General features: G+C 48.4%; 24 protein-coding genes. 15 read left to right on the top strand and 9 right to left on the bottom strand.

Going from position 1 to position 26203, the window contains the following annotated elements; genetic code table 11:
• Window positions 1-57: 57 nt before the first annotated feature.
• Window positions 58-1644, bottom strand: a complete 1587-nt coding sequence (locus tag LOZ80_RS26575; protein ID WP_238167487.1) for an AraC family transcriptional regulator — start codon at window positions 1642-1644, stop codon at window positions 58-60.
• A gap of 289 nt (window positions 1645-1933) precedes the next feature.
• Between LOZ80_RS26575 and LOZ80_RS26570 the strand changes: the two genes are divergently transcribed.
• The 9 genes from LOZ80_RS26570 to LOZ80_RS26530 all read left to right on the top strand — a co-directional run bounded on the left by LOZ80_RS26570 (window position 1934) and on the right by LOZ80_RS26530 (window position 10799).
• The gene (locus LOZ80_RS26570) at window positions 1934-2866 is read left to right on the top strand and encodes a hypothetical protein (RefSeq protein WP_238167486.1); all 933 of its coding nucleotides are present in this window, start codon (window positions 1934-1936) and stop codon (window positions 2864-2866) included.
• A 77-nt stretch (window positions 2867-2943) separates the two neighbouring features.
• Entirely contained in the window at window positions 2944-3681 is a 738-nt protein-coding gene (locus tag LOZ80_RS26565; protein WP_238167485.1) for an ABC transporter ATP-binding protein, read from the top strand.
• A complete protein-coding gene (locus tag LOZ80_RS26560) occupies window positions 3674-4423 on the top strand; it encodes a DUF2705 family protein (protein WP_238167484.1) in 750 nt (249 codons plus the stop codon). Before LOZ80_RS26565 ends, LOZ80_RS26560 begins: the two co-directional genes overlap by 8 nt.
• A gap of 5 nt (window positions 4424-4428) precedes the next feature.
• The gene (locus LOZ80_RS26555) at window positions 4429-5904 is read left to right on the top strand and encodes a sensor histidine kinase (protein WP_238167483.1); all 1476 of its coding nucleotides are present in this window, start codon (window positions 4429-4431) and stop codon (window positions 5902-5904) included.
• The gene (locus LOZ80_RS26550) at window positions 5901-6590 is read left to right on the top strand and encodes a response regulator transcription factor (protein ID WP_189014723.1); all 690 of its coding nucleotides are present in this window, start codon (window positions 5901-5903) and stop codon (window positions 6588-6590) included. The genes LOZ80_RS26555 and LOZ80_RS26550 overlap by 4 nt, the downstream gene beginning before the upstream one ends.
• 146 nt (window positions 6591-6736) lie before the next feature.
• Window positions 6737-7420, top strand: a complete 684-nt coding sequence (locus tag LOZ80_RS26545; RefSeq protein WP_238173124.1) for an MgtC/SapB family protein — start codon at window positions 6737-6739, stop codon at window positions 7418-7420.
• A 1574-nt stretch (window positions 7421-8994) separates the two neighbouring features.
• Window positions 8995-9936 (top strand): TrmB family transcriptional regulator, encoded by a 942-nt coding sequence (locus LOZ80_RS26540; RefSeq protein ID WP_238167482.1) that lies wholly within the window; start codon window positions 8995-8997, stop codon window positions 9934-9936.
• 24 nt (window positions 9937-9960) lie between these two features.
• Complete coding sequence (locus LOZ80_RS26535) at window positions 9961-10614, top strand: HD domain-containing protein (RefSeq protein ID WP_238167481.1); 654 nt, start codon at window positions 9961-9963, stop codon at window positions 10612-10614.
• Between the two features lie 35 nt (window positions 10615-10649).
• Window positions 10650-10799 (top strand): hypothetical protein, encoded by a 150-nt coding sequence (locus LOZ80_RS26530; RefSeq protein ID WP_238167480.1) that lies wholly within the window; start codon window positions 10650-10652, stop codon window positions 10797-10799.
• 82 nt (window positions 10800-10881) lie between these two features.
• Here LOZ80_RS26530 and LOZ80_RS26525 read toward each other — a convergent pair whose 3' ends face one another.
• The gene (locus LOZ80_RS26525) at window positions 10882-11709 is read right to left on the bottom strand and encodes a DUF2935 domain-containing protein (protein WP_238167479.1); all 828 of its coding nucleotides are present in this window, start codon (window positions 11707-11709) and stop codon (window positions 10882-10884) included.
• Window positions 11710-11874: 165 nt separating this feature from the next.
• On the opposite strand from LOZ80_RS26525, the gene LOZ80_RS26520 reads away from it, so the two are divergent.
• Genes LOZ80_RS26520 through LOZ80_RS26505 form a run of 4 tightly spaced genes read left to right on the top strand, consistent with a single transcriptional unit; the run spans window position 11875 to window position 15743 of the window.
• Complete coding sequence (locus LOZ80_RS26520) at window positions 11875-13122, top strand: DUF445 domain-containing protein (RefSeq protein WP_238167478.1); 1248 nt, start codon at window positions 11875-11877, stop codon at window positions 13120-13122.
• Window positions 13123-13164: 42 nt separating this feature from the next.
• Window positions 13165-14004 carry an ABC transporter ATP-binding protein gene (locus LOZ80_RS26515; RefSeq protein WP_238167477.1) on the top strand — a complete coding sequence of 280 codons (840 nt, stop codon included), beginning with the start codon at window positions 13165-13167 and terminating at the stop codon, window positions 14002-14004.
• A complete protein-coding gene (locus tag LOZ80_RS26510; protein ID WP_189018391.1) occupies window positions 13937-14701 on the top strand; it encodes an ABC transporter permease in 765 nt (254 codons plus the stop codon). Before LOZ80_RS26515 ends, LOZ80_RS26510 begins: the two co-directional genes overlap by 68 nt.
• A gap of 16 nt (window positions 14702-14717) precedes the next feature.
• Entirely contained in the window at window positions 14718-15743 is a 1026-nt protein-coding gene (locus LOZ80_RS26505; RefSeq protein WP_238167476.1) for an ABC transporter substrate-binding protein, read from the top strand.
• Window positions 15744-15799: 56 nt separating this feature from the next.
• Here LOZ80_RS26505 and LOZ80_RS26500 read toward each other — a convergent pair whose 3' ends face one another.
• A complete protein-coding gene (locus tag LOZ80_RS26500; RefSeq protein WP_238167475.1) occupies window positions 15800-16246 on the bottom strand; it encodes a bactofilin family protein in 447 nt (148 codons plus the stop codon).
• The gene (locus tag LOZ80_RS26495; RefSeq protein WP_238167474.1) at window positions 16243-17256 is read right to left on the bottom strand and encodes a M23 family metallopeptidase; all 1014 of its coding nucleotides are present in this window, start codon (window positions 17254-17256) and stop codon (window positions 16243-16245) included. Before LOZ80_RS26495 ends, LOZ80_RS26500 begins: the two co-directional genes overlap by 4 nt.
• 230 nt (window positions 17257-17486) lie before the next feature.
• Between LOZ80_RS26495 and LOZ80_RS26490 the strand changes: the two genes are divergently transcribed.
• Together LOZ80_RS26490 and LOZ80_RS26485 are read left to right on the top strand one after the other, a co-directional pair.
• A complete protein-coding gene (locus LOZ80_RS26490) occupies window positions 17487-18683 on the top strand; it encodes a WD40/YVTN/BNR-like repeat-containing protein (protein WP_238167473.1) in 1197 nt (398 codons plus the stop codon).
• A 156-nt stretch (window positions 18684-18839) separates the two neighbouring features.
• Window positions 18840-20717, top strand: coding sequence for a DUF6583 family protein (locus LOZ80_RS26485; protein ID WP_238167472.1), 1878 nt, complete (start codon window positions 18840-18842; stop codon window positions 20715-20717).
• An 870-nt stretch (window positions 20718-21587) separates the two neighbouring features.
• On the opposite strand, the gene LOZ80_RS26480 is transcribed toward LOZ80_RS26485, so the two are convergent.
• From LOZ80_RS26480 to LOZ80_RS26460, 5 genes are all read right to left on the bottom strand, one after another.
• Window positions 21588-22316 carry a polysaccharide deacetylase family protein gene (locus LOZ80_RS26480; protein ID WP_238167471.1) on the bottom strand — a complete coding sequence of 243 codons (729 nt, stop codon included), beginning with the start codon at window positions 22314-22316 and terminating at the stop codon, window positions 21588-21590.
• Window positions 22317-22602: 286 nt separating this feature from the next.
• On the bottom strand, window positions 22603-23106 hold the full coding sequence (locus LOZ80_RS26475; RefSeq protein WP_238167470.1) for a hypothetical protein: 504 nt from the start codon (window positions 23104-23106) through the stop codon (window positions 22603-22605).
• A 25-nt stretch (window positions 23107-23131) separates the two neighbouring features.
• A complete protein-coding gene (locus tag LOZ80_RS26470) occupies window positions 23132-24313 on the bottom strand; it encodes an MGDG synthase family glycosyltransferase (RefSeq protein ID WP_238167469.1) in 1182 nt (393 codons plus the stop codon).
• Between the two features lie 64 nt (window positions 24314-24377).
• Window positions 24378-24956, bottom strand: coding sequence for a thymidine kinase (locus LOZ80_RS26465; protein WP_238167468.1), 579 nt, complete (start codon window positions 24954-24956; stop codon window positions 24378-24380).
• Window positions 24957-25001: 45 nt separating this feature from the next.
• Window positions 25002-25979 (bottom strand): HD domain-containing protein, encoded by a 978-nt coding sequence (locus LOZ80_RS26460; protein ID WP_238167467.1) that lies wholly within the window; start codon window positions 25977-25979, stop codon window positions 25002-25004.
• Window positions 25980-26203: the final 224 nt, after the last annotated feature.

The raw sequence follows: 26203 nt of genomic DNA, 5'->3' as shown, positions 1-26203 counted from the left end.
ATAAGAGGAGTATAGATGATTTCCGTATTCCAGAATATTGACGATGCTGACAATTTTCTATGCACGATTCCGCCAAAACTTCTGTACTTCATTGAGCAATAATTCCTGGGTGAAGGCTGTATATTCTACCCACGGGTAGGTTGGAAGGAAATCCAACCGGCCGTTCCTGACTGCTTTCAGATTGCGCCATAGATTCGAATGGGTAAGCGTCTGCCAGGTTGATTGTGACGGGGGATCTTCGTCCACGATGAGCAAAAGGCGATCTGCATCGAAACCGGGCAACTGTTCAGGAATCACCTGCTGATTCGTCTTGATGGGATCCACGCCGCGTGCAGGCACAATCTGAAGATCATCATACAATACAGTGGCAAAGCTTCTGCTGCCCAAAACATGATACTGATTTCCGGTTATTCTCAGGATAAGGAGACTATCGTCCTTCAGGAGAGATTTCACTTGAGCGCTTACCAAATGAGCTTTCCGTTCATAATTTTCAAGCCAGACTTCGGCTATTGCTGTTAGGCCCAGAAACTGAGCGATCAAGTGCAATTGCTTACGCCAATCGGTCTCTGTCCAGGGAACAACAAAGGTGGGGGCAATTTCTTGAAGCCTCGTCTGTTCTTCGGCGGGGATATGAATGTCAAGGCCGATTATAAAATCGGGTTTAACAAGCCGAATTTCCTCCCGTTTACGCACAAAATCAGAACTTAACGGAACTACAGCCTCTGTTGCATACTTTCTCTGATAATAATCGGTCCACGGGTGATCAGCCGGGGCAGCGCTGGGCGTGATCTTAAGCGTAAGCAGATATCCGATGCACAAAGAATCGTAGGCAACGATTTTCAGCTTGCTGTTCTTCATAAAGGTTGCGGGAGGCATGCCTGCGATCTGTTTGAATTTACGTCTAAAATAAATGTCATCCTGATAGCCCACATGCCGAGCGATGTCCTTGAGACGATAATGCTCACCTGTTCGCATAAGCTGCTGCGCTTGTTTGATCCGAAAGTCTGTCAAATAGTCGATTGCACTGCAACCATACCTTTTTTTGAATAATCGCATAAAATGGCGGGAACTCATGCCCGCAACCTTGGCTAGTTGCTCAATTGTCAGATCATGTTGGTAATGCCGCTCGATATAGGCTTTTGCACTTTCAAGTGCGGATTCCGGGTCGTTTCCTTGGTTGAGAAGAGCATCTTGCAAGATGATATACAGCACTTCTTGAAAGAGAATTTGACTGCGAAATCGTTTGAGCGGATCCCCGTCCGATAACTCGTGATAAATGGTTTCACATAAAGCATTAACAGAGACGGGAGAAGAAGTAATCACTTCACCTTTGATCGGAAATACACTTCCCTGCCTGATAATTTCCGCAGAATGGCCGAATGCCCCTGCCTCTTCAATCATGTCAAATCGCAAATGATAAAATCCACGTTCATCAAATGAGTGCGCCGCAGCCTGAATCAGTTGACCGGGAGCGCAAATATAGGCACTGCCTTGCCGCAGCTCGATAAATTGACCGTCAATGGTCAGCCAGCCTTGGCCGCTTGCTGCCAGAATGAGGGTATAAGACTTAATGAATTGAAGCCTTAATTCCCAAGCAATGGCGTGGTTTTGAAACAGTTCGATCTCTCGGAGCTTAAAACTCATATGATCAAGGGACTCGTACGCCCTATTATTAGCTTTATTTTCTATATCCAGTAGGACCACCCTCCTTAATGCTAGCTGAAGAAGCTGAGCTTTGATTCATTATAGTATTACAGTGTTGTGAGGTCTATCCGTTTGACCGTTGCCCACTTTATAAAATTTTAAGAATTGTTTTAGGCAAGCTTAATAGGTGTTTTAGAGGCAATTAAGATCGGGGGGATAAGATGAATACATGGAAGCGAGGAACGCATCCAAATTAGATAGAGCGTTGAATACGCGGAGGCAAACAGATATGAATAAGAAGTTAGCGATGATGGGACTTGGTGTAGCGGTAGGCAGCATGATGCTTGTGACTTCGGTATATGCAGGAGTGGGAGATGCTCCCGGATATGAAGCTTTCAAATCGGCTTTCAAAGAAACAGCAACAGTAGACAATGTAACCCGTCAGGTGAATGTGAGCTTGAAGGACAACGGTGCGCCGCTTCTGAATGTGACATCGACGATCAAAAGCAGCGGCAAGAATCAAGCTGGAAGCGCAGAAGTAACCGTGAAGAGCGGTGCGGAGCAGCAAACGATTCACTTTTACAACCAAGATGGCAAACAAATTGTGAAAACAGACGATTCTGATGTGTATAAATTGTTAGAAGGCGATGGCATGCAGGGCAAGTTCAAAGAGCATGAACGTGCCAACCACACACCGGACCCGCAAGTCATAAGCGAAGTGGAAAATGTGGTTGATGCCTTAGTCGGCAATCTGAAAAATTATGTCACGATGGATCAAGCATCAGGCAATGTGAAGAACATCCATTTTAAACTGTCAGGCAGTCAAATTTCTCCGGTCGTGAACACGATTGGCTCACTGGTCATCAAACATGGCACAGCTGAGAATAACGATCGTCCGCTGCCGGCCAAAGCTGATACGCTGGGTGTAGACGTAACGACACTCAAGAATAGCTTGCCCCAATTAACCTCTGACATCAAGATGGATGAGGTTGAAATGAACGCAAGCGTGGATGCGGATAACCATATCACGAATCAAACAGCGCAAATCCATATTTCCGGCAAAGATGCTGGCGGAAAAGCACATGACGTTGTACTTAGTGTGGATATGACATTGTCCAGCTTGAACTCGACAACACCGGATACCGTTGATTTGAACGGCAAAAAGCTGGAAACCGTGAAGTTCGACGAGAACTCCGGCAAAAACTGGGGTAAACACGAATAAGTATGAACTCATAAAGAAGGGGAGGGCTCAACGTTCAACACAAGTTGACCTCCTTATTTCTTGAAAGGCGGACTCGCATGACAGCGATCGTAGAAATTAACAATCTGACAAAAATGTATAAGAACAAGCGCGGCATTCAGGAAGTAAACATGACGGTGCAGCAAGGCGATATTTATGGCTTCTTCGGACCGAATGGGGCAGGCAAAACCACAGTCATGAAGATCATGACAGGTTTAGCCCGGCCGCAGCAAGGCCATGTGAAGTTGTTCGGCCACGACGTGTCGACCCAGTATGAGCAAGCGATGTCCAAGGTCGGCGTGCTGATCGAAACGGCAGAAGCCTTCACGTTCATGAGCGGCCGCAAAAACCTGGAGCTGGCAGCAAGATTCTATCCGGGCATCGGCAAGCAGCGCGTAGACGAAGTGCTGGAGATCGTAGGTCTGACCCCGTTTCAACAGGAGAAGGTAGCGGGCTACTCGCTTGGGATGAAGCAGCGCTTGGGACTCGCCGCGGCGATGCTGTCGAAGCCGGAATTGCTCATACTGGATGAGCCTACCAATGGTTTGGACATCGAAGGGATGGTCCATATACGCGAAATTATTTTGCGATTGGCCAGGGAGGAACGAATTACGTTCCTGATCTCGAGCCATCTAATTCATGAAATGGAGCTCATGTGCAACCGGATGGGGATCATTCATCAAGGACGGCTTGTTCGTGAAGGACTTATTTCCGAATTAGCCAAAGGCAGCGCATCGCTGGAAGAGGCCTACTTGCGCGAAATTACAGAAGTCAGGAGGCTCGCAGCCCATGCTTAGTTTAACCGCCAACGTCTGGAATGAAACGATTAAAATGGCAGCCAAAAAGAAAACGATATTCTTTCTGGCCGTAACCGTTATTCTGCCGGTACTTGCAGGCGTGCTGCTGGAACGCTTCCAAAGCGGAATTGGGATCGGCGCCATCGCCTCTCAGGACTTCCCGATTCTGATGCTCGGCTTACTAACAAGCATATTCCTTCCGCTCTTCGTCTTCATGGGAGCCGCAGATGTCTTCTCCGGTGAAATGGGTGACCGAACCATGAAAAACACACTCACACGGCCCATCACGCGCTTCAAAGTGTTTACTTCCAAACAAATTGCGCTTGGCATCTATATTGCGCTATTTCTGGTGGCAGGTTTGCTGGCCTCTGTTATATCCGCGTTGTTTTTCCAAAACTTTGGAGGCTTTGGCACGGTTGTTAAGTGGTTTCTCGCCTATGGCTCAGCTTTTGTTCCCCTACTTGTACTCAGTATTATGGCTGTGTTTCTGGCGCAATTCTTTTCCAGCAGCAGTTCCGCTTTGACCGTCAGCATACTTCTATATCTAGCGTTTAAAGTAGCCGCCTTCTTCGTTCCGCAGATTGCTACCTATTCACCTACGGCTTATATGGATTGGCACATGCTTTGGATCGGCAGCCAACTAGCCATAGGCAAAATCAGCAGTATCTTTATGTTTCTAGCGGCATGTAGTATATTGTTTTACACAGCAGGTTTTTATTTTTTCGATAAAAAGGAGATTTGACGCGGATGTCGATTCGTTTACGGCTGGTACTTTCTTACATCGCGATGCTGCTGGTACCGCTTGTGCTCTCTATACTAGCCGTGATCTTAATCAGCATCGCAACCTTCGGAAGCTTGAAGTCCGGTTTCCAAGTAGATTTCTCCCAAGGCAATCCCATAAAGCGCGTTGTCGATCAGGAACTTGAGAATGTCGCTTATATGAAAGCGAAGACAGATACAGAACCGGATGCCTTCCTGGATCCTGCCTTCATCAAGGATTTGGAAGCGCGGTTCCATAAGATCAATATGGGCGTAATTATTCGCAAAGATTTGGAAATTACGTACGTTTCTCCCTACATCAAAGAAGGGGAAGCGGGGAATACGACCAAACTGCCTTCCTACGGCACCTCATCGGGCGAATTTCAGCGCAACCAAGGTTCCCTGTGGATAACTCGGCAGCAAGATTTTTTATTTTCGGATAAAAGCAAAGGCTCCGTATTCGTCTTCCTGGACGGAGGCCCTTTCCAGAAATATTTGCACCAATTTTCCAAATCGGTCATCGTGACGTTTATTCTCATTCTCGTTCTAACCAACGGGGTATTGACCTACTTTGTTTCACGCAGTATCATTAGGCCGCTAAAATCGCTTAAACGTGCAGCGGAGGAAATCAAAGAAGGCAATCTCGACTTCGAAGTTGTCCGGCATTCCGATGATGAGATCGGAGAGCTGAGTACGGCTTTTGAAGAAATGCGGCGCAAGCTGAAGAAGTCTGTTGAGATTCAACTGCAATATGAAGAGAACCGCAAGGAGCTCATTTCGAATATTTCGCATGATCTCAAGACACCGGTTACGGCGATCAAAGGGTATGTCGAAGGCATCATGGATGGCGTGTCGAATTCGCCGGACAAAATGGACCGCTATATTCGTACCATCTACAATAAAGCCGCTGATATGGATCGGCTGATAGATGAATTATTCTTATTTTCCAAGTTGGATTTGGGCAAAGTCCCTTTTCAATTCGAGACTGTGGATCTGGGCCAATATGTGCAGGATTGCGTGCAGGAATTGCAGTTCGATATGGAGAAAAAAGGGGTTCGCTTCGCGCTTACCGAGCTGCCGCAATCGCCTCTGTATGTAACCGCAGACCGTGATAAGCTGAGACGTGTTCTGCTGAACATTATTGAAAATGCAGTCAAGTACAGTGATGAAGGCAACCGCAGCATTACTTTAACTTTGAGAGAGATCGACGGCCATGCCGTCATTCAAATTATAGATAACGGTCAAGGCATCTCCGAGGAGGCGCTCCCGCATATTTTTGACCGGTTTTACCGAGCAGACCCTTCACGCAATACAGCGACCGGAGGGAGCGGGCTTGGGCTCGCGATAGCCAAACAAATCATGGAAGAACATGGCGGCAGAATCGGCGCGACCAGCATGATCGGGCGGGGGACGACGGTCTACATGGCATTACCGCTTAGTCAGCAGGAGGAGAGCGAAGGATGAGTCGGATCTTAATCATTGAAGACGAACAAAGCATCGCCGAGTTGGAACGGGATTATTTGGAGATCAGCGGCTATGTGGTTGATATAGAGAACAGCGGTGACAAAGGGCTCCAGCGGGCGCTCACGAACGATTATGATTTGATTATCCTCGATCTGATGCTGCCCAAAGTAGATGGATTCGAAATCTGCCGACGTATTCGCAGCGAGAAAGATATTCCGATCGTAATGGTGTCCGCCAAAAAAGAAGACATCGACAAAATCCGTGGGCTGGGCCTCGGCGCGGATGATTATATCATTAAGCCTTTCAGCCCCAGCGAAATGGTAGCCAGAGTCAAAGCCCATTTGGCAAGGTATGAGAGGTTGATGGGCAGGCGTGAAACCAAGAATGACGAAGTGCGCATTCGCGGTCTTATGATTGATAAAACAGCGCGCCGCGTCTTTGTGAATGAGAAAGAAGTCGTGTTCACCACCAAAGAATTCGATTTGCTGACTCATCTGGCGATGAATCCCAACCGGGTGTACAGCAAAGAGCAGCTATTCGATCTTCTATGGGGAATGGACGCGATGGGTGAAATTGCCACCGTCACGGTACACATCCGCAAACTGCGGGAGAAGATTGAGCAGGATCCATCCAATCCACAATACATCGAAACCATATGGGGCGCGGGATACCGCTTCCGCATATAAGTCAAAGTCTGAGAAGAGTGCCTAACTCTTCTCAGGCTTTTTGGTGTGCGGCATAAAAGTTTCCTTTATTAACTAGCGGTCATTTACAACTCTCTAATGTTAAGATATTGTAAATGTTAGTTCAATCAGAGGAGACAACCACGATGATGATTTCCGTAGATTTTCATATTTTAATTAAATTGGGCATTTCTGCTATTTTCGGATTAATTATTGGCTTGGAACGTGAAATTCGCAATAAACCGTTAGGACTCAAGACTTCATTGGTCATTTGCCTGAGCAGCTGCCTGCTCACCATTGTTTCCATTGAATCATCGAATAAATACGCCGTTGCCGGACTCCATGTGATGGACCCAATGCGGCTTGCCGCGCAGGTAGTTAGCGGTATTGGTTTCCTCGGAGCTGGCGTGATTCTGCGCAAACACAATGATGTTATTATCGGTTTAACGACAGCGGCGATGATTTGGGGAGCAGCAGGCCTCGGCATTGCTGTGGGAGCTGGCTTCTTCGTCGAAGCTTTCTTCGGACTGGTGCTGATTATGATCAGCGTCGTGGTTCTGCCCTATTTTATTAAGAAAATGGGCCCTCGACCGCTCATCATGAAAGACCTTCGCGTCCGGCTTGTCGTCTCCCATGAAGGGAATCTGACGACGATTATCAAGGCTATTATTGCCCGCGGGTACAAGATGAAAAGCGTGCATATCAAAGAGCTGAACAAGGAGCAGCAGGAGCTCCATTTTATCGTTTTCATCGATCGGAAATATGCTTCCGAGGTTTATGATGATTTGAAAAGCATGGCATATATTGAGATTGCTGAGGTTGAGACTTTGTAATGTGGAACATAACACAACACAGATCGGATAGGGACGGAGCGGGACAGAACAGAACAGAACATAACAGAATACAGATCGGATAGGGACGGACAAAGGCCTTGTGCTTTGGTCCGTTTTTTTTCTGCGTAGTTAATTGATTAGGAGCATTTGAAGATTTGCCACAAATAGAGGATCGTAGTTCACTTTCAGCTTGGACGTGCTGCCGCACAGTCCGGGTTTTGCAGCTACTTTCCCTTGCAGCTACTCTCAGCGTTCTCCCAACCATCTGTCTAAAGTAGCTAAATTCAAGATTCTGCTCCAGACAACAGGAGGAATCTTATTCCGTTGGCCAATGGAATTGTGAATTTTGTTGCCCATCGGGCCGTTTGATTGGATTTATCTAATCAACAACGTGAGGAGCTCCTTAGACTTTGGACGTGCTGCCGCACAGTCCGGGTATTTCAGCTACTTTCCCTTGCAGCTACTCTTAGCGTTCTCCCAACCATCTGTCTAAACTAGCTAATTTCAAGATTCCGTACCAGAAAACATGAGGAATCTTATTCCGTTGGATACATCCAATGTAATCGTGAATTTGGCCGTCAATTGGACTGGTAGATTGGATTTATACATTGAAATCCTCAAATCTGTGGCCTATATGGCGTCTTTTATCAGATACCATTGGATAAATCCAATGTAGATTCAAAATTAACCGCCAATAAGGCTGTTTGATTGGATTTATCCAATCAACAACGCGAGGAGCTCCTTAGACATTGGACGTGCTGCCGCACAGTCCGGGTATTTCAGCTACTTTCCCTAGCAGCTACTCTTAGCGTTCTCCCAACCATCTGTCTAAACTAGCTAATTTCAAGATTCTGCTCCAGCGGGATCGGGATCTTGGAGCCTCAACCATAAACAAAAAGGGCCGCTCTCAAGTAGATACCTTTGGGGACTGCTGTTTGGTTGCTCAAGCTTTAAATTGGTTGCGATTTTGATGAATAAGAATCTTTGAGAACATCTTTTTCTCCCCATAGGGATTTAGAAATCAATCAAAGAATAATACCCCCTTGTGGGAATTGGGCTACCGATAAGGATGATTTACAGCGCTAAACGCTGAATCCGTAGCGTCCGCATCAACTTAACGCTGTAAAACAACGTTACGGTGACAAGAATTAGCGAATCCGGCCGATGGGCAGCCGATAAGGATGATTTACAGCGCTAAATGCTGAATCCGTAGCGTCGGCATCAACTTAACGCTGTAAAACAACGTTACGGTGACAAGAATTAGCGAATCCGGCCGATGGGCAGCCGATAAGGATGATTTACAGCGCTAAATGCTGAATCCGTAGCGTCGGCATCAACTTAACGCTGTAAAACAACGTTACGGTGACAAGAATTAGCGAATCCGGCCGATGGGCAGCCGATAAGGATGATTTACAGCGCTTGACGCTGAATCCGTAGCGTCCGCACCATCTTAACGCCCCTTGCGGTCCTCAGATGAACTATGTCAGTTGCAAGGATAACTACGTTTCCATGTCTAAATCATGGTACAATATGGGTCAAGAATGACTAGCGGTTTGATAAAAGGGGGAGCTCGCATGGAGGACGTTTTGCTGCACTTGAAAAATCTTGGCTTCACGGACCTAGAAGCCAAATGTCTGCATGTGCTGGCCGATAATGGCACACAGACGGGCTACGAAATTGCCAAGCAGCTTGGCGTTTCCCGCTCGAACGTCTACTCCGCGCTTCAGAAGCTCGCGGAGAAAGGGGCGGTGCTCACCAGCCACGGTGAGCCGACGCATTACCAGAGCGTGCCGATCGAGGAGATTGGTGAGCGCATTGAAGCGGAGCTGCAAGCCTCGATCCGCTATGTGAAAGCGCATATGCCCAAGCAGGAGGCGCAAAGGTCCGAGTACTTCAGCCTCGAAGGAGACGCCAAGGTCATGGAGCGAATTCGCAACGAGCTGAGGAAAGCAAAGGAAGAGGCGCTCTTGGACCTATGGCCGGAGGAAGCGAAGCTGCTGAAGTCTGAACTTCGCCAAGTGCCATCGCAAGGCGTGCGCTTGTTGGTTGCGACGACCAGCGAGGTAGACTTGCCAGGTGAGGCTCACCTGTTTAAGCACCGTCGTGACGAAACTTCGTCCGCGCGGAGCGGCCGAAAGTTTACGGTCCTCATTGACCGCAAGCTGGCTATTATTGGGACAAGAGGAGGCGACGAGCCGACTCTTGCGATGCTGACGGAGCATCCGGCAATGGTGGAACTGCTGCATGCACATTTTTTCCAAGATGTGATTCTTCATGAATTGCAACAGGATATGGGGACCAAGCTGGAGGATAAATACGGGAAAAACTTTAAACGTATTATTCAGAAGTACAGCGGTGTGAAAGAAGCGGATACGGGGACCGACGAGGTGAAGGCTTCAGAGGATAAACCTTCGGAAGGCAAACAATTAGAAGGCAAGTCCGCAGATGGCAAATCAACTGAAGGAAAGTTAACTGAAGGCAAGTCCGCAGAGGGCAAGAAGAAAAAGAAAAAATAAGATTGTTTTCTTGGGGGTTTTAGGATGGCTGAAGGGCATGAGAGCATACTGCGCGCAGCCGAAGCGCTTGTGAAAGAGAAGCTTGAACGCGACAGCAGCGGCCACGACTGGTGGCATATCTATCGCGTCGTGCAGACGACCAAGCGCATCGCTGCCGAGGAAGGCGCCGACGCTTTCGTCTGCGAGCTTGCTGCGCTGCTTCACGACGTCGTCGACGAGAAGCTGAACGCGGATCCAGCCGCTGCGCAGCGCGAGCTGGAAGCGTGGCTGGCCGCTAGCGGTGCGGCTGCGGCTGAAGTGGAGCACGTGCTGGAGATCATCGGCACGATGTCGTTCAAGGGCGGCGCGCGTCCGCCGATGCGCACGCTGGAAGGCCGGGTCGTGCAGGATGCCGACCGGTTGGATGCAATAGGCGCGGTGGGCATCTCGCGCGTCTTTGCCTATTCGGGCTGGAAGGGCCGCCCGATTCACGATCCTTCCGTCACCGCGCGCGAGCAGATGACGGAGGCGGAATATCGCGCAGGCAATGACACCGCGATCAATCACTTCTATGAGAAGCTCCTGAAGTTGAAGGAGCTGATGAATACGCCGTTCGCCAAACAACTGGCGGAGGAGCGGCACCGTTTTATGGAACAGTACTTGGAGCAGTTCTATCAAGAGTGGGAAGGCCAACGCTAGGCTGTTCATCGTCCGAGCATCACAAGGCTGCTCCAATGCCAAAAACCTCAATTCCATCACATGGAATTGGGGTTTTTGGCATAGAGAAGCTGCAAGGGAAAGCAGCTAGCTTGATGGACGTTGCGGCAGAACTGAGCCCAACGGACCCGCCGAACCTGCCGCATCATCATTCTGCGTTCCAATGAACGGTATAGACGTTATCGAGTCATTGATAGGCGGAATGGATCAAATAAAGGTTATTGAGTTCGTATGGGGGCTGCCTCAATGCTACTCAAATGACGGCTTGGTTAGCGGGCAATTCGGCAGGGACAGAATTTCTACCTCATATGCAGCTAACTTATGTAAGAAATAGCAAGTTTCCGGCAGGTGATGCTCCAGGAACCTAAGCGTTACGCGGCTGAGCAGCTCGGTATGCTGGTATTCCACAATGACACCTTCAACGACACGATAGAAACCGATGACCGTTTCGGCCACCTGTCGCGCGAATTTTTGCTGAACAGGAAAGTTTGGCGGAGTGAAGCGAAGGAATCCGCGGATAGCGGTGTTTTTGACGATGTGAGCGCTGAATTGTTGGGCGTATAACTGGGTGCTTTTGATCAGATCCATTTCGGTTGGATCAAGGTGATTCCCTAGCAGGACGGCATGACCGAGCTGATCTTCCAGCCACATTTCCATCAAGGTGACAAGCGGCAGGGGTTCATAGGGGACACCGTTCATCCAATAGTGTAAAATACGAAGGTACTCACCGTTTTCCAGAAGTGTGCCATTAAAATAAACAGGCGTTAAAGAAATGACGACTTTATTTTGAATGCGCAAATGCTGCAAATACCCCTCAAACTGATAATACCCCTGAACAACGGGGTAAATATCCTTGGAGAGCTGAACCATCGTTTCCGAGGAGACTGGCAGTAGGGGATCTGTTTGTAAAACACGATTGCGGAGTTCCTTGAAGGCGGCGATGTAGCGCTTTGCGATGGCGATCCATTGCATTTCTTCATTTGCAAGTGCCTCGTCCACAAAGATGGCATGATCCTGCAAAATTTCAACCCAGAATAAATGTTCCTGCCAAGGCGTGATATGTTCATTAAGACTCATGATTCATGATCCCTCCTGTCTGTCAATTGCTGCAGAGTGCCCGCCGATATACATATTATCGATGTGTATTCCGATGCTGAACGTTCAAGAACAGTTTTCGTCGTATTTTGTGGTAAAATAGAAGGAATGAGTTCACAAATTCGAGCAGAGAGAGATGTTATGACGATGAAAAAAGAAGCAAAGTATATAGCGACGGTCTCTTTAGGGGTTATGGGAGCAGGCTTTCTGGCTACATTGCCCGTTTCCTCGACCATTTGGGGAGGGTTCTTGCAGGGTGGTTTTGAAGCAGGCGTAGTGGGCGGTTTGGCCGACTGGTTTGCGGTTAGCGCTCTTTTCCGCCATCCTCTGGGCATACCTATTCCACATACGGCGTTGTTGCCCAAGAATCGGGATAAAATTACGAAAGCACTTGTCTCCACGGTGGAGAATGAGCTGCTGTCCAAAGAAACCATCCGGGCTCGCTTGCAGCAAATTCGCTTTCTTGAGCGTGGGCTTGCGATTGCTGAGACCAACCTGGACAACGCTGCCGTTCACAAAGGGCTAACGACACTTGCCAAGCAAGCGCTCAGCGCCATTGATTTGGAGAAACTGACACCGCTGATTGCAGAAGAAATGCATAAAGCGCTTCAAGATGTCGATACCGGCAAACTGGTTCGTGCCCTCGCGGATACTGTCATCCAAGGTGGTTACGACGGCAAAACGTTCGATTTCGTCATCGATAAAGTAGAAGCTTGGGCGATCAAAGCGGAAACCCGTGATCAACTCGGCGCGATGGCGCTCAAAGCATTCGAAGGGTTGCAGTCCAATGGTTTCATGGCTTTTGCTGTGAATGCGTTCCTCGGTATGGTCAATGAGGAGAAAATCGGCGGTATTATTCAGAACTTTGTGCTCTCTTATATTGAGCAAATGCGTACGAAGAATCATCCGCGCAGAGAATCCGTGCTCTCGTTTATTCGCAGTGAATTGAAGAAGTTGGAGAGAAATCCTAAGCTTTTGGCGGAATTGGACAGTTTGAAGTCGAAGCTGCCGGATATGTTGGATCTGGACGAGAAGCTGGCAGGACTGCTGGAGCGGTTGAAGACCAAGGCAGAGAATTTCGTGGATCAGCCCGATTTTGTGCCTGGTTATGTTCTTCCGATTGTACGTAAAATGCTTCGCTCGATCCAAGAGAATGCTGACATGATAGAGCGCGGCGAGCATTTCATTCAGGATCAAATCGCGGCTTATTTGGAACAAAATCATAGTAAAATCGGTCAACTGGTCAAAGAGAACCTGGATAAGCTGACGAACGAGAAGCTGACTCAGTTGATGGAAGACAAGCTTGGCCCTGATTTGCAGTGGATTCGTGTCAACGGTGCGATCTGTGGATTTATTATCGGTTTGGGCTTGGCCGGTTTGAAAATGCTGTTTTAAGGGAAAACGACGACGGGACAAGCCCGAGTGGAGGTAAGCATCTTGATCGAGATTAAGGGAGTCAGCAAGACGTTTGTGCAACGAATCGGCGGCAATTACCAAGCGCTGGACAATATTACATTAACGATTAAAAAAGGCGAGTTCGTTTCCCTGTTAGGACCATCCGGATGCGGGAAATCGACCGTGCTGAACTTGGTGGCAGGCTTTGATACACAAAGCGAGGGCACGATTGAGGTTAATGGGAAAAAAGTAAGCGGCGCAGGTGCCGACCGTGTTGTTGTTTTTCAAGAGCACGGCCTGTTCCCCTGGCTGACCGTACTCGACAATGTGGCTTTCGGACTCAAGCAGAAAGGCATGGCCAAGAAGGATCGTCACGAGCTGGCGATGGAGCAGATCAAATCGGTGCATCTCAGCCGTTTTGCTGACCGTTATCCGCATGAACTCTCCGGTGGCATGAAGCAGCGGGCTGCGATTGCTAGAGCGCTGGCAATGGATCCGGAAATTTTGCTCATGGATGAGCCTTTTGCCGCTCTTGATGAGCAGACACGCCTTATTTTGCATAAAGAATTGGAAGAAATCTGGATGCGTACGCGCAAAACGATCCTCTTCATTACTCATAATATCCGGGAATCGGTCATTCTTTCTGATCGGGTTCTTGTGATGTCCACCCGTCCCGGGACGATTAAGAAAGAGTTTGCTGTGCAGGCAGCAAGGCCTCGGGATATGGCTGATCCGCTGCTCCATCATGTCGAAAATGCGATTATGGATGCGCTCGCGGATGAGCTGGAGAAAGTGGTAAGGGAGGAGACGGGCGATGAGTACCGCATTAAGAAGAACGATTTTTCTGGTACTGCTTCTGATAGCTTGGGAGGCGGGATTTAGACTATTTGGCTGGGGCTGGAAGTTCCCTTCGGTTACGCAAACCTTGCAAGCGTTTTATGATGGATTGGTCCATGGAGAACTGTTGCAAGCAACGATAGCCAGTATGATCCGTTTATTGGTTTCGTTTGCTTTATCTTTGGCCATTGGGACAACGTTAGGTTTCCTTTTCGCCCGTTATCGGCTGCTTGATGATACGCTTGGATTTCTCGTTGTATCCTTGCAAACGATTCCTAGTATTGCTTGGCTGCCCTTTGCTATTATCTGGTTCGGTCTTAACGAATCTTCGGTTATTTTTATTACGACGCTTGGCGCCACTTGGACGATGGCATTAGCCAGCCGCACCGGGATCAAAAACATTCCGCCCATCTATTTGCGCGCCGCTCAAACGATGGGCACAGGGAATGGATTTAACATGTTCGTGCAGGTGATGATTCCTGCGGCATTTCCACATTTAATCAATGGCGTGCGGACAGCATGGGCTTTCGCTTGGCGTGCTTTGGTGGCCGGTGAGCTGATTGCCAAAGGCGCCGGATTGGGTCAACTTTTGCAGGATGGGCGGAATTTGGGGGATACCTCGCTCATGCTGTGCATCGTTATTATTATTGCCGTTCTGGGCACCGTTTCCGACCACTTCTGCTTCAAGAAACTCGAAGATAAAGTGCTAGAGCGCTACGGCCTCGCTGGCTCGAAGTCTTAAGGTGGGAGCGGGTCGTATGAGAAAACGTATATGGGTGCTAACGCTGATTGTCGTCGCTGCTGCTCTGCTGGGCGCATGCGGGGAGAAGCTGACTTCGTCCGGGAAGGCTGCTGTTGTTCGGGTAGGTGTTTTTAAAAATGTTACGCATGCCGCGGCATATATCGCTCTGGAGAAAGGCTACTTCGCCCGGGAGTGGGGCAATGACGTGAAGATTGAAGTCACCGCCTTCGATAACGGCTCTGATTTATCGATTGCCATGGCGACGGGGGATATCGATGTCGGGTTTGTAGGTCCGGGGCCAGCGACCACCTTCTTTCTGAAAAGCGCAAACTACCGCGTTGTTTCTGGCTCCAATAACGGTGGGGCCGTATTAGTCGCCCGCAATGGATCGGGAATTAACAGTGTGAAAGATTTAGTAGATAAAACAATTGCGATTCCAGCCAAAGGAAACACGAATGAGATTTCGCTTCGTCTGCTGCTGAAACAAGAGGGAGTAAGCTTGGGCCGTGCGGCCGACAATGCTCATCTTATCGTACGTTCTCCTTCGGACGCCTTGGTTTCCTTCCGACAGCAGGAGATTGATGCCGCGCTCGTCCCTGAGCCATGGGGCACGCAGATCGAGAAGGCTGGTCTCGGCAAAGTGGTCGTAGACTGGAAGGCGATCCCGCCAAACAACGGCGATTACCCGACCGTCATCATGGTCGCCAGCGACAAGTTCATTGCTCACCATCGCGATATGGTGAAAGGGGCAATTAAAGCGAACATGGATGGCATCACGTTCATCCAGAACAGCCCGGATCAAGCGTACGATCTCATCAACAACCAGCTGAAGAAATACAGCGGCAAAGGGATGGACAAAAGCTTAATCAAGGCTTCGTTAGGCAGATTGAAGCTCACCACGGACGTTGACGTCAAGGTGATGGAGGAGATGGCGAAAGTATCCATCGATGCCCGATATATTAAGGACATTAAGGAAAATGAGCTGGACCTCAGCAATTTCGTCGATCTATCCATGCTGGCTGAAGTGAAAGCGGGTAAGTGATAAGAAAAAAAAGAGGCTGCTCTCGAGGTTATGTACCTTGAGACAGCCTCATTTTTTTAATTTCCGCCAGAAGCAGCTTGCTGCTCGCTCTTCTGCTGTTTGTGCGCTTTGGCGTCGATGACCTTGCCGCCGCCTTTCTCGCTGCCTGCGGCGATGTTCATCGCACTGCTGCCTTGGAAGATCCCGCCCTCCTGGATGACGAAGGAGCGCACATCAATATTGCCGACCAGCACGCCTGAGCTGGTGACGATGAGCTTGCCCTTGGTGTGGATATTGCCTTTGACTTTGCCGGCAACGATCACATCGCGGGCCTGGATGTTGGATTGCACGACAGCGTTCTCCCCAATGGTGATATCGCCTGCGCATTCAATGTCGCCATTGAGTTGGCCCTCGATGCGAAGGCTGGCTTCGGACATGATTTTACCTTCACAGATGGTGCTGCCGCCGATCAAGGTATCGGTTGTTTTGGCGTCGATCCGTCTTGCTTTCGAGCTTCCTATCATGGGTTTTCATCCTTTCTATCCGTCTTGAGATAAGGTTTGGGGTCGATGGGAACGCCGTTCTTCTGGACTTCGTAATGCAGATGAGAGCCTGTGCTTCGTCCGGTCGTGCCGATGAGGCCGATCTTTTGACCTTTCTTTACTGATTCTCCGCGTTTGACGAGCATTTTATTCAGATGCATATACTCGGTTTGGAGTCCACGGGTGTGATCGATAATAATGTGATTGCCGTGTTCGTTGTCAAAGCTGGCTTCAATCACTTTACCTGCAGCAGTCGCATACACGTCATCATTCATTTCGCCGTCGAGATCGAAGCCTGTGTGCATGGAGGGTTTGGAGGTAAAGGGATCGATGCGTACGCCGAAACCGGATGTAATACTGTGTGTTACCGTCGGCCAGAGGGTAGGGGTGATGCTGCTTACATACAGTGCTTCTTTCAGCTTAGCTTCCGATTCATTCAGATGAAGGAGCAGGGCATTAATATCTCCGACTAACGAAAAAAGTCCTTCTTTGGTGCTGTTCACCAAAAGAGAGACATCTTGCGAAGTAACGGGGACATCGCTGCCTCCGATATCGGAGTTTTTGCCCTTAGGCTGCTGAGTGCTAGGTGCGGCGGTCTTTTTGCTTGTCCCTTTCGCTCCTTCCGTTTCACTCATCAATTCGATCACATGATCGATCTTCTTAATTTCTTCCAACTTCAATTTAAATTCATTGGCCTGCTGGGATAAGTCAATCAAATTGGCTTGAAGTTGTTCCAGTTCACTATTTTTATGAGTAATTTGATCAACCAGTTGGCGTTCTTGTCCATCGAACACTTGCTGCATGTTGTTTCTTGTTCGATGGGAGTGGGTATTCATGAGGTAGATCGTGACAAAAAAACCAATCAGCACGAGCAGGATCACGCTGGGCACAATATAGAGGCTACTGTGCGGAAGCTTGAATCTTACGGTACGGCGGTTGGCGCCCGGAATGATCATTAAGGTGAACTCTTTTTTACCCCAGATGAATCTCAACCGATCCTCTTCCTTTCCGTAACAAAGTCCCCCTCCTTGATTGGATTGTATTCATGTTAAGAGGGAGTCATGCCTATTTTCTCATTTTGAAAATCAGACCAATAGGTCTGGTTGATTATGGGACATACTAATTTTGTCATCCGTTTAATTGGTGAAGGTATCAACTTTTTGCCGGAAAGCTACGTCTATAGAAATAGAAAAATTATTCTACACAAGAGAGAGGCGCAAAAATGATGATTAAAAAATATATGCCAATAGCAGCGATAACCCTTTTCGCCCTAACAGGTTGCCAGTCTTCGGGAGGCGCAAGCGGAGCGGTTGCCGTTACGGAATCACCGACTTTGTCAGCGACAGCATCCGCAGCTCCTACAGCTCCGGCTCCAACCCCAACTGCGGCTCCAACCACAGTTCCGAACAAAAGCACATCTTCATCGAACGTATCGATGTCTACGATAACCGCTGTGCGCTTAGCGGATGCCAAGTCAGGATGGATTGGCGGCAAAGGCTGGATCGCACATACGAATGATGGCGGGACTCAGTGGCAGGTTCAATACCAAGGGGCGGGGGATGCCAAACAGATTTTTGCCTTGAACGGTCAAGATGCCTGGGCCGTGTTTGGCGAGGAAGGCAAGCTGGTGAACACCAAAGACGGAGGTCAGCATTGGGCTTCCGTAGGGCAAATGCCGAATGCTGCATTCTTGCATTTCGTCACGAAGCAAGAAGCTTTTAGCGGTAATGCGCATACCGTTGACGGTGGTGTGAAGTGGACGAAGATGCCTGTACCCGAAGGGACGGTCGGAGATGCTTATTTTCATGACGCCAAGAACGGTTGGGCCGTGAAGCAGGTGAAAGATGCGATTGAAGTAGACCGTACGCAGGATGGAGGCAAAACGTGGAAAGCCGTCCTGTCGCGTAAATCCGCAGTTGCCCCTACGGGAGCGGTGATTCGCTCAGCAGGTGCTGACGATGCCTGGGTCGAGCTGATTGGCGAATCAGGCATGACTCAAACTTCCTACTCGCTGTTCCATACGAAGGATGGCGGGAAGAACTGGCAGACGGTTCTGGCGAACAGCACCGCTGGCGGCGGACCTGCCCCTGGGTTCCAGGCAGGAGACAACACAGGGCCAAAGAACACGGGCACCAAGCCCGGACCCTTGTACGTCGTCAGTCCTGACGTAGCGTTCATGGGCGGGCAGTGCCCGAGCTGCGATAAGCCGAACTCCGTTGGATGGACGAAGGACGGCGGCAAAACATGGGTGAACGGCCAAGAATCGTTCACTGGCTACGGCGAGCTGCTGCTGGCAATGGCCGACGCGAACCACGGCTGGCTGCTGACGAATGATACTGCGCAGCCGAGCGTGATGTATACCACCACTAACGGTGGTGTGAAATGGCAAAAGGCGCATACCTTCGATGCACCCAAATGATTGAAAAAAAGGCTGCAACTCTAGGTTTCATAACCTAGGGGGCGGCCTTTTGTCCTATGTAAAAAGTAATGAAAACCAAATTATGGTATACAACGTAGCTAATTCCATGGTAAAGTGGGCTTTATGTCTGTTTCTAAACATGGAGGGGTTACAAAAATGACTACGTTTGACAATCAATTTGGGCAAGGTCCCACTCGAAAAAAGAATCGTCTCATCTGGCTGATAGCGGCTGTTATCCTAGTTGTTGTGCTTGTTGGCGGGGGCGGAATTGTTGCTTACGCGCAATTTGATGTTTTCAAAAGCACGAAGCTGATTTACTTGCAGTCTGAAATCAAACAAACGACAGGCGCTCAGCAGGCACTTTCCAAAGCCCTGGATACATACAGCAAGGAAATGGAACCTATGCTTAACAAGCCGGTTCATTCTCTGTTCGAGATTTCCGATTTGACGCTGGATATGGCCAGCTCCGATGCAAAGACTAAAGCCATTCTGGACTTTATCAAGAAGAGTAAGCTTTCGGTTGATGCCCAGCAGGACAATTCAGCGCAAAAACAAGTCTACAACATCAAATGGACGCTGGATAACGCAGCTTTCCTAGATGTGGAAACGGCGATTGATCCAGAGCGACTGGCGGTCCGTATTCCGGCTTTTTATGACAAATATGCTTACGTCAATGTGAAGGACTTGGAATCCTTACGCAAAGAGTTCAATTCCAGCAATATTCCTAAAAAAGTACTGACCTACAACGATGTTATGGCAGCTGTCTCCATCAAAAAGGATGAGCTCGAGAAAGCATTGCTGCCATATGCCAAACTCTATGCCGATAATTTGCAGGAAAGTCAGTTTCAGCTTGTCAAAGACGGTCTCATGAATGAAGAGAATGCCAATATCAAGAGCCGCGAAATCACGATTACATTCAGCCAAGAGGACGTAAAACGGATGGTGAACAGTTTATCAGACAAACTTGCCGCCGATACGGTATTGCAGGACATCATTTTCACGCGTGCCAAAAACATGGCTCAACTGTTGAACGATAGCGGCTATCCAACCGAGGCGATAACCCAAGAGAAATTTACGAATTCTTGGAAAGATTTTGCCGACAAGATGAAAAAGTCATCTGAAAAAGGCGATTTAGGCGACGGTGGGAAGATGATTGTCTACATCAATAACGATCATGACATTTTGGAACGTAAGCTAATGTTTCATGTGAAAGAAAACGGCAAGAACAATGAAGTCGTGCTCAAAGCGGCAAGTTGGGAAGATAAAGAGTTCCCGCAGCACTTGCTGTTAGCGGCTAACGTGAAGGAAGAACAAGGAGCAACGACGGAACTCAAACTGCTGAACACATCCAATCTGGATGCGAAGGGCGGTAAAGGCAAATTAACGCTCAATGTGAACGAAACTGGAAGCAAGAGCGCCGCAACAGCAGGAACGCTGCTTGTCGACTACGATTTGAGCCAAACGAACGAGAAACAATCAGGCACTTATACATTTAAATTATCCGGCAGTGGTGAAGCAGAAGGAACGATGGAGGGCAAGATTACAAGTTCCTCAGAGAAAAAAGGGAATGCAACGGATGCCAACTATGATATCAGTCTTACTTTCAAGGATGTCAAAGTAGAAAGCGATTTGAAGGCGTTGGCGTTCAAATTGCATAGTAAACAGGAGACGGGTGTGGAAGTCAAGCTTCCTGCATATACGAAGGATAATTCCCTTGATGTCACGCATATGACAGACCAGGATCGTACGCAGTTTATGATGGATCTGATGGCAGGGGCACAGAAGTTTATGGAGACGCACAAGGATTTACTGCAGAATCTAGGGATTCCGCTTGGAGGCATGCTGCCAGGTGCAGATGATTACGGGTATGGCTACGAGGATGAAGAGTTCCCGTCAGACTGGGATTTAAATCTGGATACAGATAGTCTGCAATCAGAGCTTGCCGATTCGTTGCAGGATCTGACGCCTGAACAGCAGGAAGCACTGCTGGAAGCGCTGAAGTCGATGGAAAAGCAAGGATTGAAAGCAAAGTAAGTTTACTGGAGTGACGCCCCCTGCCAAGTTTGCGCTTTGAGACTCCTCGCCATGATGGAAGGTGCGCTGCGAATTAAGGTAGCTGAAAGAGGTTGTCTCCCAGCGAACCATATAGTAAGAAACCTAGCCGTGGGCTAGGTTTTTTCTTGTAATAATAGAACGTATAAGTTTTGGGTGAATTTAAGGGGTTCTCCCTTTTAGTTGACGTTCACCGCAGGCCTCTTTGCTTAGGAGGTTTTCGGTCTTGAATGGCATCTAATGAACTGTAGGATGCTTATCGACGAGAAAATGGCTACTTTGGAGATGTAATGAACTGGATTGGCGTTATCCGGTACTTTACTGGCCGAATTGCTATCAAATGCTTGCAATAGCGCATCTGGAATTCATTAGATTTTCAGAATGAGCGATTTTGGCCGAATAAAGGTTATTGGGTTCGTAAGGAGTCTTGCGAAGGTGCATGGACTTGAAGACCTAGCGCAGGTTAGGTTTTTCGTGCAAATATAAGAGTTTATATGTTTTGGAGTGAGCGCGGAGTTACTCCAGCCTCCTTGTGCGAACAGAGGGAGGGAATTATAGTCCGCTATTTTGCTGTTTCAAGGCAAATTCAGCGTTTTTCGAGGAAATAAGACCCTGTAGTTGCGCTAATCCCATAGCATCCCTGCTATTTGCCTATATAGCGTCCTCTAGTTCCCTTAACAGGTTTTGTCGCTACTAAGAGGCTGATCTCTCAGGGCGGCGAAGCCGTTTTTCTTAGATTTCAGTATTAACGCTGAAAAACATCGTTAAAGCTAAGGCGGAGCGCATTTCCCCTGCAGTAAGACTGAAAAACAGTCTTAACCGCAGGGAACTGCACGCCGCCGCCGCATGGATCTAATTAATTGATTTTGCCGGTATGGCTTTATTGTAGCCAAGCAGCTCCGATACGGTAATCATCCGGTATCCGCGGCTTTTTAACTCTGGCAAAATGATTTTCAAAGCGGCAATTGTTTGCGTAGGACCTTCAATATAATCGTGAAAAAGCACGATGTTGCCGTTATTCACATTCTTTAATACTCGATTTACAATCTTATTCACGCCTGGCGTGTCCCAATCTTTGGTGTCCAGCTGCCAACTCCACATAATCATCTTGTAGCCTTCATCCCTGACGATTTGCACAAGCCTTTCATTATAGAAGCCTCCGGGTGGACGGAACAGCTGTGAACGCCGGCCTGTTGTGGCATAGATGAGGGCTTCCGTGTCGTTGATTTCCTTCTTGATATTGTTTTTCTGACTCAAATAGGCATGGCTGTAGGTGTGATTGGCGATTTCATGTCCTTGGCTTAGCGTTTGACTAAGAACGTCTGGATATAGCTTGATTTTGTTGCCTACAACGAAGAAGGTGGCTTTGGCTTCATATTGTTTAAGCAGCTCTAGTATTTGAGCGGTGTAAGCCGGATGGGGGCCATCATCGAACGTGAGCGCAAGTACTTTCTCATCCGTCCTGATTTCCCAAACGATGTCTCCCCGTGTTTCGTAGTAGGCGCGATCCTTTTTCGGAGCGGCACTTGCCCCTGACTGCATCAAAAATAAACCGATACACAAAATTGCAATGATTCTCATGGGGTCTCCTTGGATGTTGTGGCTGCTAAGTTAGCATCCCCAAATATGGAAATCCAATTCAGGATAGATTTGGGAGTATGTAGTATGGAAGTGGTTGTTTTGGATGGCGGTGGTTTGGAAGTGGTTGTTTTGGATGCGGTGGTTTGGAAGTGGTTGGTTTGGATGCCGGTGGTTTGGAAGTGGATAGCTTGGATGCCGATGGTGTGCATGTGGATAGTTGGATGCGGTTGGTTTGAACGTGTATGGTTTGGATGTCGATGGTTAGATACAAATAAGCGTCATGAAGTTACGGCAGAGGCTTGTCGCCGTTACCGTTACCATTACCATTGCCACCAGCGCCGCCATTGCCATTGCCATTGAAGAAGGTCGTCGTTAACGCCCGGATCTTCTCCATAAATTTGCCGTAGCCGAAGCCAGTTAAGAAGGCGACACTGATACGGGCAGCCATGGAATCGCCAACCTGCAGTAGCAGGATGCCGCTTTCGAACAGAACGATGGTGATAATAGCTGAGCCAAAGCAGAGCACAGGCCGCATGAGATACCAGTAGATCCACTGTGTAGTGAGATCATGATAATGTTCGTGAAACATGCGCAGCCCGTATAACGCGCCTCCTAGAGCCCCTGCGAATCCGAAACAGGCATAGTCATGATACTGAACGACATCCATACCGAGCAGCTTGCCTTGAACCGTTCCACTGCCAAGCACGGCCATCATCCATAGACTGCCAACGAACCACATAAGTAAATACACGAAGATGAACGGTTTGCCTAATCGGTGAATGGGGTCCATATAGAAAACACCGCCCTATACATGGTTAATACCATTGTATGAGCGGTGTAGTTGTTGATGCCTGAATATAAGGTCGCTTCGCGGATAACTTCAAATATTGCATAATCGTTGAGGAACAATCCTGCGCGCTGTATTTCTGATGGTTGCGAATCTTGCTTCTGCGCTGCGAAAGCTCGGGATATTGTTCAAGCAGCAGCTTGAACCAATGATCGATCATCGCCAGTGACGTAATCTTTTGGCCATATCCTTGTTCCTGGAAATATTGGCAATTCTTCTCTTCTTGTCCCGGAATCGGGCTGTAGAACAGCATTGGGATGCCTTTGGCCATCGCTTCCGTACACGTCATTCCGCCTGGCTTCGTAATCAGCAGATCAGAGATATCCATGAGCTTGTTGATTTCATTGGTATAACCGATCAGATGAACATTAGGCTGCCGGAAAACCTCTTCCTCCAGCAGTTGCTGACGGGCTTTCTCGTTCGTTCCCACACAGATCAGGAGTTGAATATCCTTGCTCCAGCTGGCTAGGTAGGTAAGGAGCTCTTCTTTTTCTTCCTTCTTAAAAACGCCCCAACCGCCGCCCATGACCATAACCGTAGGCATCGCATTCAAGCCGAATTGCTGGCGGGTTTGTTCTTTGCTGTGCTCTAGTCGGAAATTAGGATGTACCGGAATTCCGGTGACCTCAATATTCGTTTCGGGCACTCCGCGGCCCAATAAGCGTTCCCTCACTAGCGGGGTAGAGACCAGATACTTGTCCACTGCCGAATCAATCCACGTGCCATGTACATCATAATCGGTAATAATCGTGAAGAGGGGGACAGCAAGTCCCGCACGTTTCAACCGAGATACTATAATGCTGGGAAAAGGGTGTGTACAGATGATAATATCCGGCTTTAATTGTTGGATAATCGCTTTGGTTTGAGAATAGAACATGCGGTGCAGGAAAAGTCCAGCAAACCGGTTCAACGATTTCTCATATTGATTTCGGTAAAGCATACCCCAAAGTTTGGGTTGTGAAGTAACCGTGCGGCGGTATGCCGAGAAGATCCAAGGTGCAATGGTAGGATGCAAGAATGCGCCAAGCTCGATGACACGCGTGATGACTTCCGATGAACTTTGGCGAAGTTCGACGGAGAGAGCGTGAGCGGCTTGTGTATGACCTTTCCCGAAGCCCTCGGATAAGAGCAAAATCCGTTTTTTTCGCAAGGAACTCACCTTTCTTTTACAACCATCTCAATAGATTTGACGTCAGCCCCTGCAAAACCCTTCATTAGGCGTTCAATGAAGACTTGAGCTTGGAAGCATAGCACTTGCGGCAAACCGGTACATAGCTTTCATTGCCGCCAATTTGGATTTGCTCCCCATGGAATATAGGCTCACCGTCTTTGCAGCGCATATTCATAATGGCTTTCTTGTCACAGTACCAGCATACCGTTTTGATTTCTTCGATCGTATCTGCGACGGCAATCAGCGCGGTGCTTCCTTCGAATAATTGCCCCATGAAATCAGCGCGGAGGCCGTAGGCAATAACGGGAATGTTCAAATCATCGACAATAACAATCAAGTGTGCGACTTGCTCTTTACTTAAAAACTGAGCCTCATCGACGAGAATGCAATTAGGCTGCTCTGTTCGTGCCAGTTCAATCATATTGAGCGTATCGTCCACGACAATTGCGTTCTTTTGCATGCCAATGCGGGAAACGACTTTGCCCACGCCAAAACGGTCGTCGACAACCGGTGTAAGCAGCAGCACTTTTTTGCCTTGCTCCTCGTAATTGTGCGCCACGCGCAGAACTTCAATGGATTTCCCACTGTTCATCGTGCCGTAACGGAAATATAATTTTGCCAAGATGGGCCAGTCCCCTCTGAAATTGTAATGATCACGAACAGTCTCTTATATTGTAAAAAAATAAGTAGCTGTTAGTGTATCCAATTCCGCCAATTTGACGGCAGCTTGGAAGCTCGATTCGGATGCGGGTTTATCACCGATGAGCGGCTGTTTTTTGTATACTTTGCGGATGTTTACTTCAATGCTTCCTGGAACCGGTTCGTCCGTTACTTGAATGCGCTGAGGCTCATAGAGCAAGACATGCATGATGTCGCGTGACGTCTGATTCTTGCTTTGGAGCAGATCTTGAATAAGCTCGTGATCCAGCAGGGAGGGGAGGCGTTCCCTCATGCCCGGTGTTGATTCACTGTGATGAGCGACCGCTTTAGCCAGGAGAGCATCCATAGCCAGAAACTGCGGCCCCAGGAAGATGCGGTGATCTTCAACAACGGCATGCACAAGCGCAGCAGCTGTATCTTCATCTGTTTCTATGTAAGGACCGCGCAGTCGAAGCTTTCTCACCAGTTCGGAAGGCGGCATGAGCTGTTGTCCGGCATAATACGTATCACGCAGGAAGCTATCCAGATGATCGAGACCCATAATGGATGTTTTGTTCGTTAAAGGACTGTCTTGATGTAAAATAGCGACGATCGAAGCAGGCGATATGCCGTGCTTGTTAAGAATATCCGCAACGGTTCCGTTAAGAATTAATTGCTCTGTATGGCTGTGATGATCATAGCCGAGCGTTTTCTCAACGGCATGGGAAAAAGGCAAGTGTCCAATGTCATGCAAAAGTGCAGCAAGGCGAAGCAGAAGTTCATCCGGGTAAAAATGGGCCATTAGTGACCACACGCCAATCGTGTGCTCCAACCGGGAATGGGTCATGGGCGAGAATAACGCCGATGCACCAAAGTGATGCAGAAATTTCAAACGGCGGACCGGCTGCGACCTGAAAAGCTCGGCTTCAACCGGGTGGGCCTGCATATGCCACCGGTACAAAGGCTCCCAAATCATCCCGCTCGAAAAAGTATGCTGTAGACTCAAAGCAGAGTTCCTCCTAGGCTGTGGAATCTGGGTGTAATGTTACATTGCAGCGCATTAGCTATCATAGCATGAAACATAGAAAGTTTGCTATCATGGGCAAATGAAAATGAAACGCCAAATATGGTTTTGACCACGGGTAGCCTGAAATTAAGAATGGATCTGTTCCTATTAAAATGAAAACCTTTTCAAACTAATATTTTTCAATTGAACAATACGATTTCAAG

The sequence above is a fragment of the Paenibacillus sp. HWE-109 genome (assembly GCF_022163125.1).
GTDB lineage: Bacteria > Bacillota > Bacilli > Paenibacillales > NBRC-103111 > Paenibacillus_E.
Note: the sequence above shows the minus strand (reverse complement) of the source record. Positions and strands in the feature narration are given on the sequence as shown.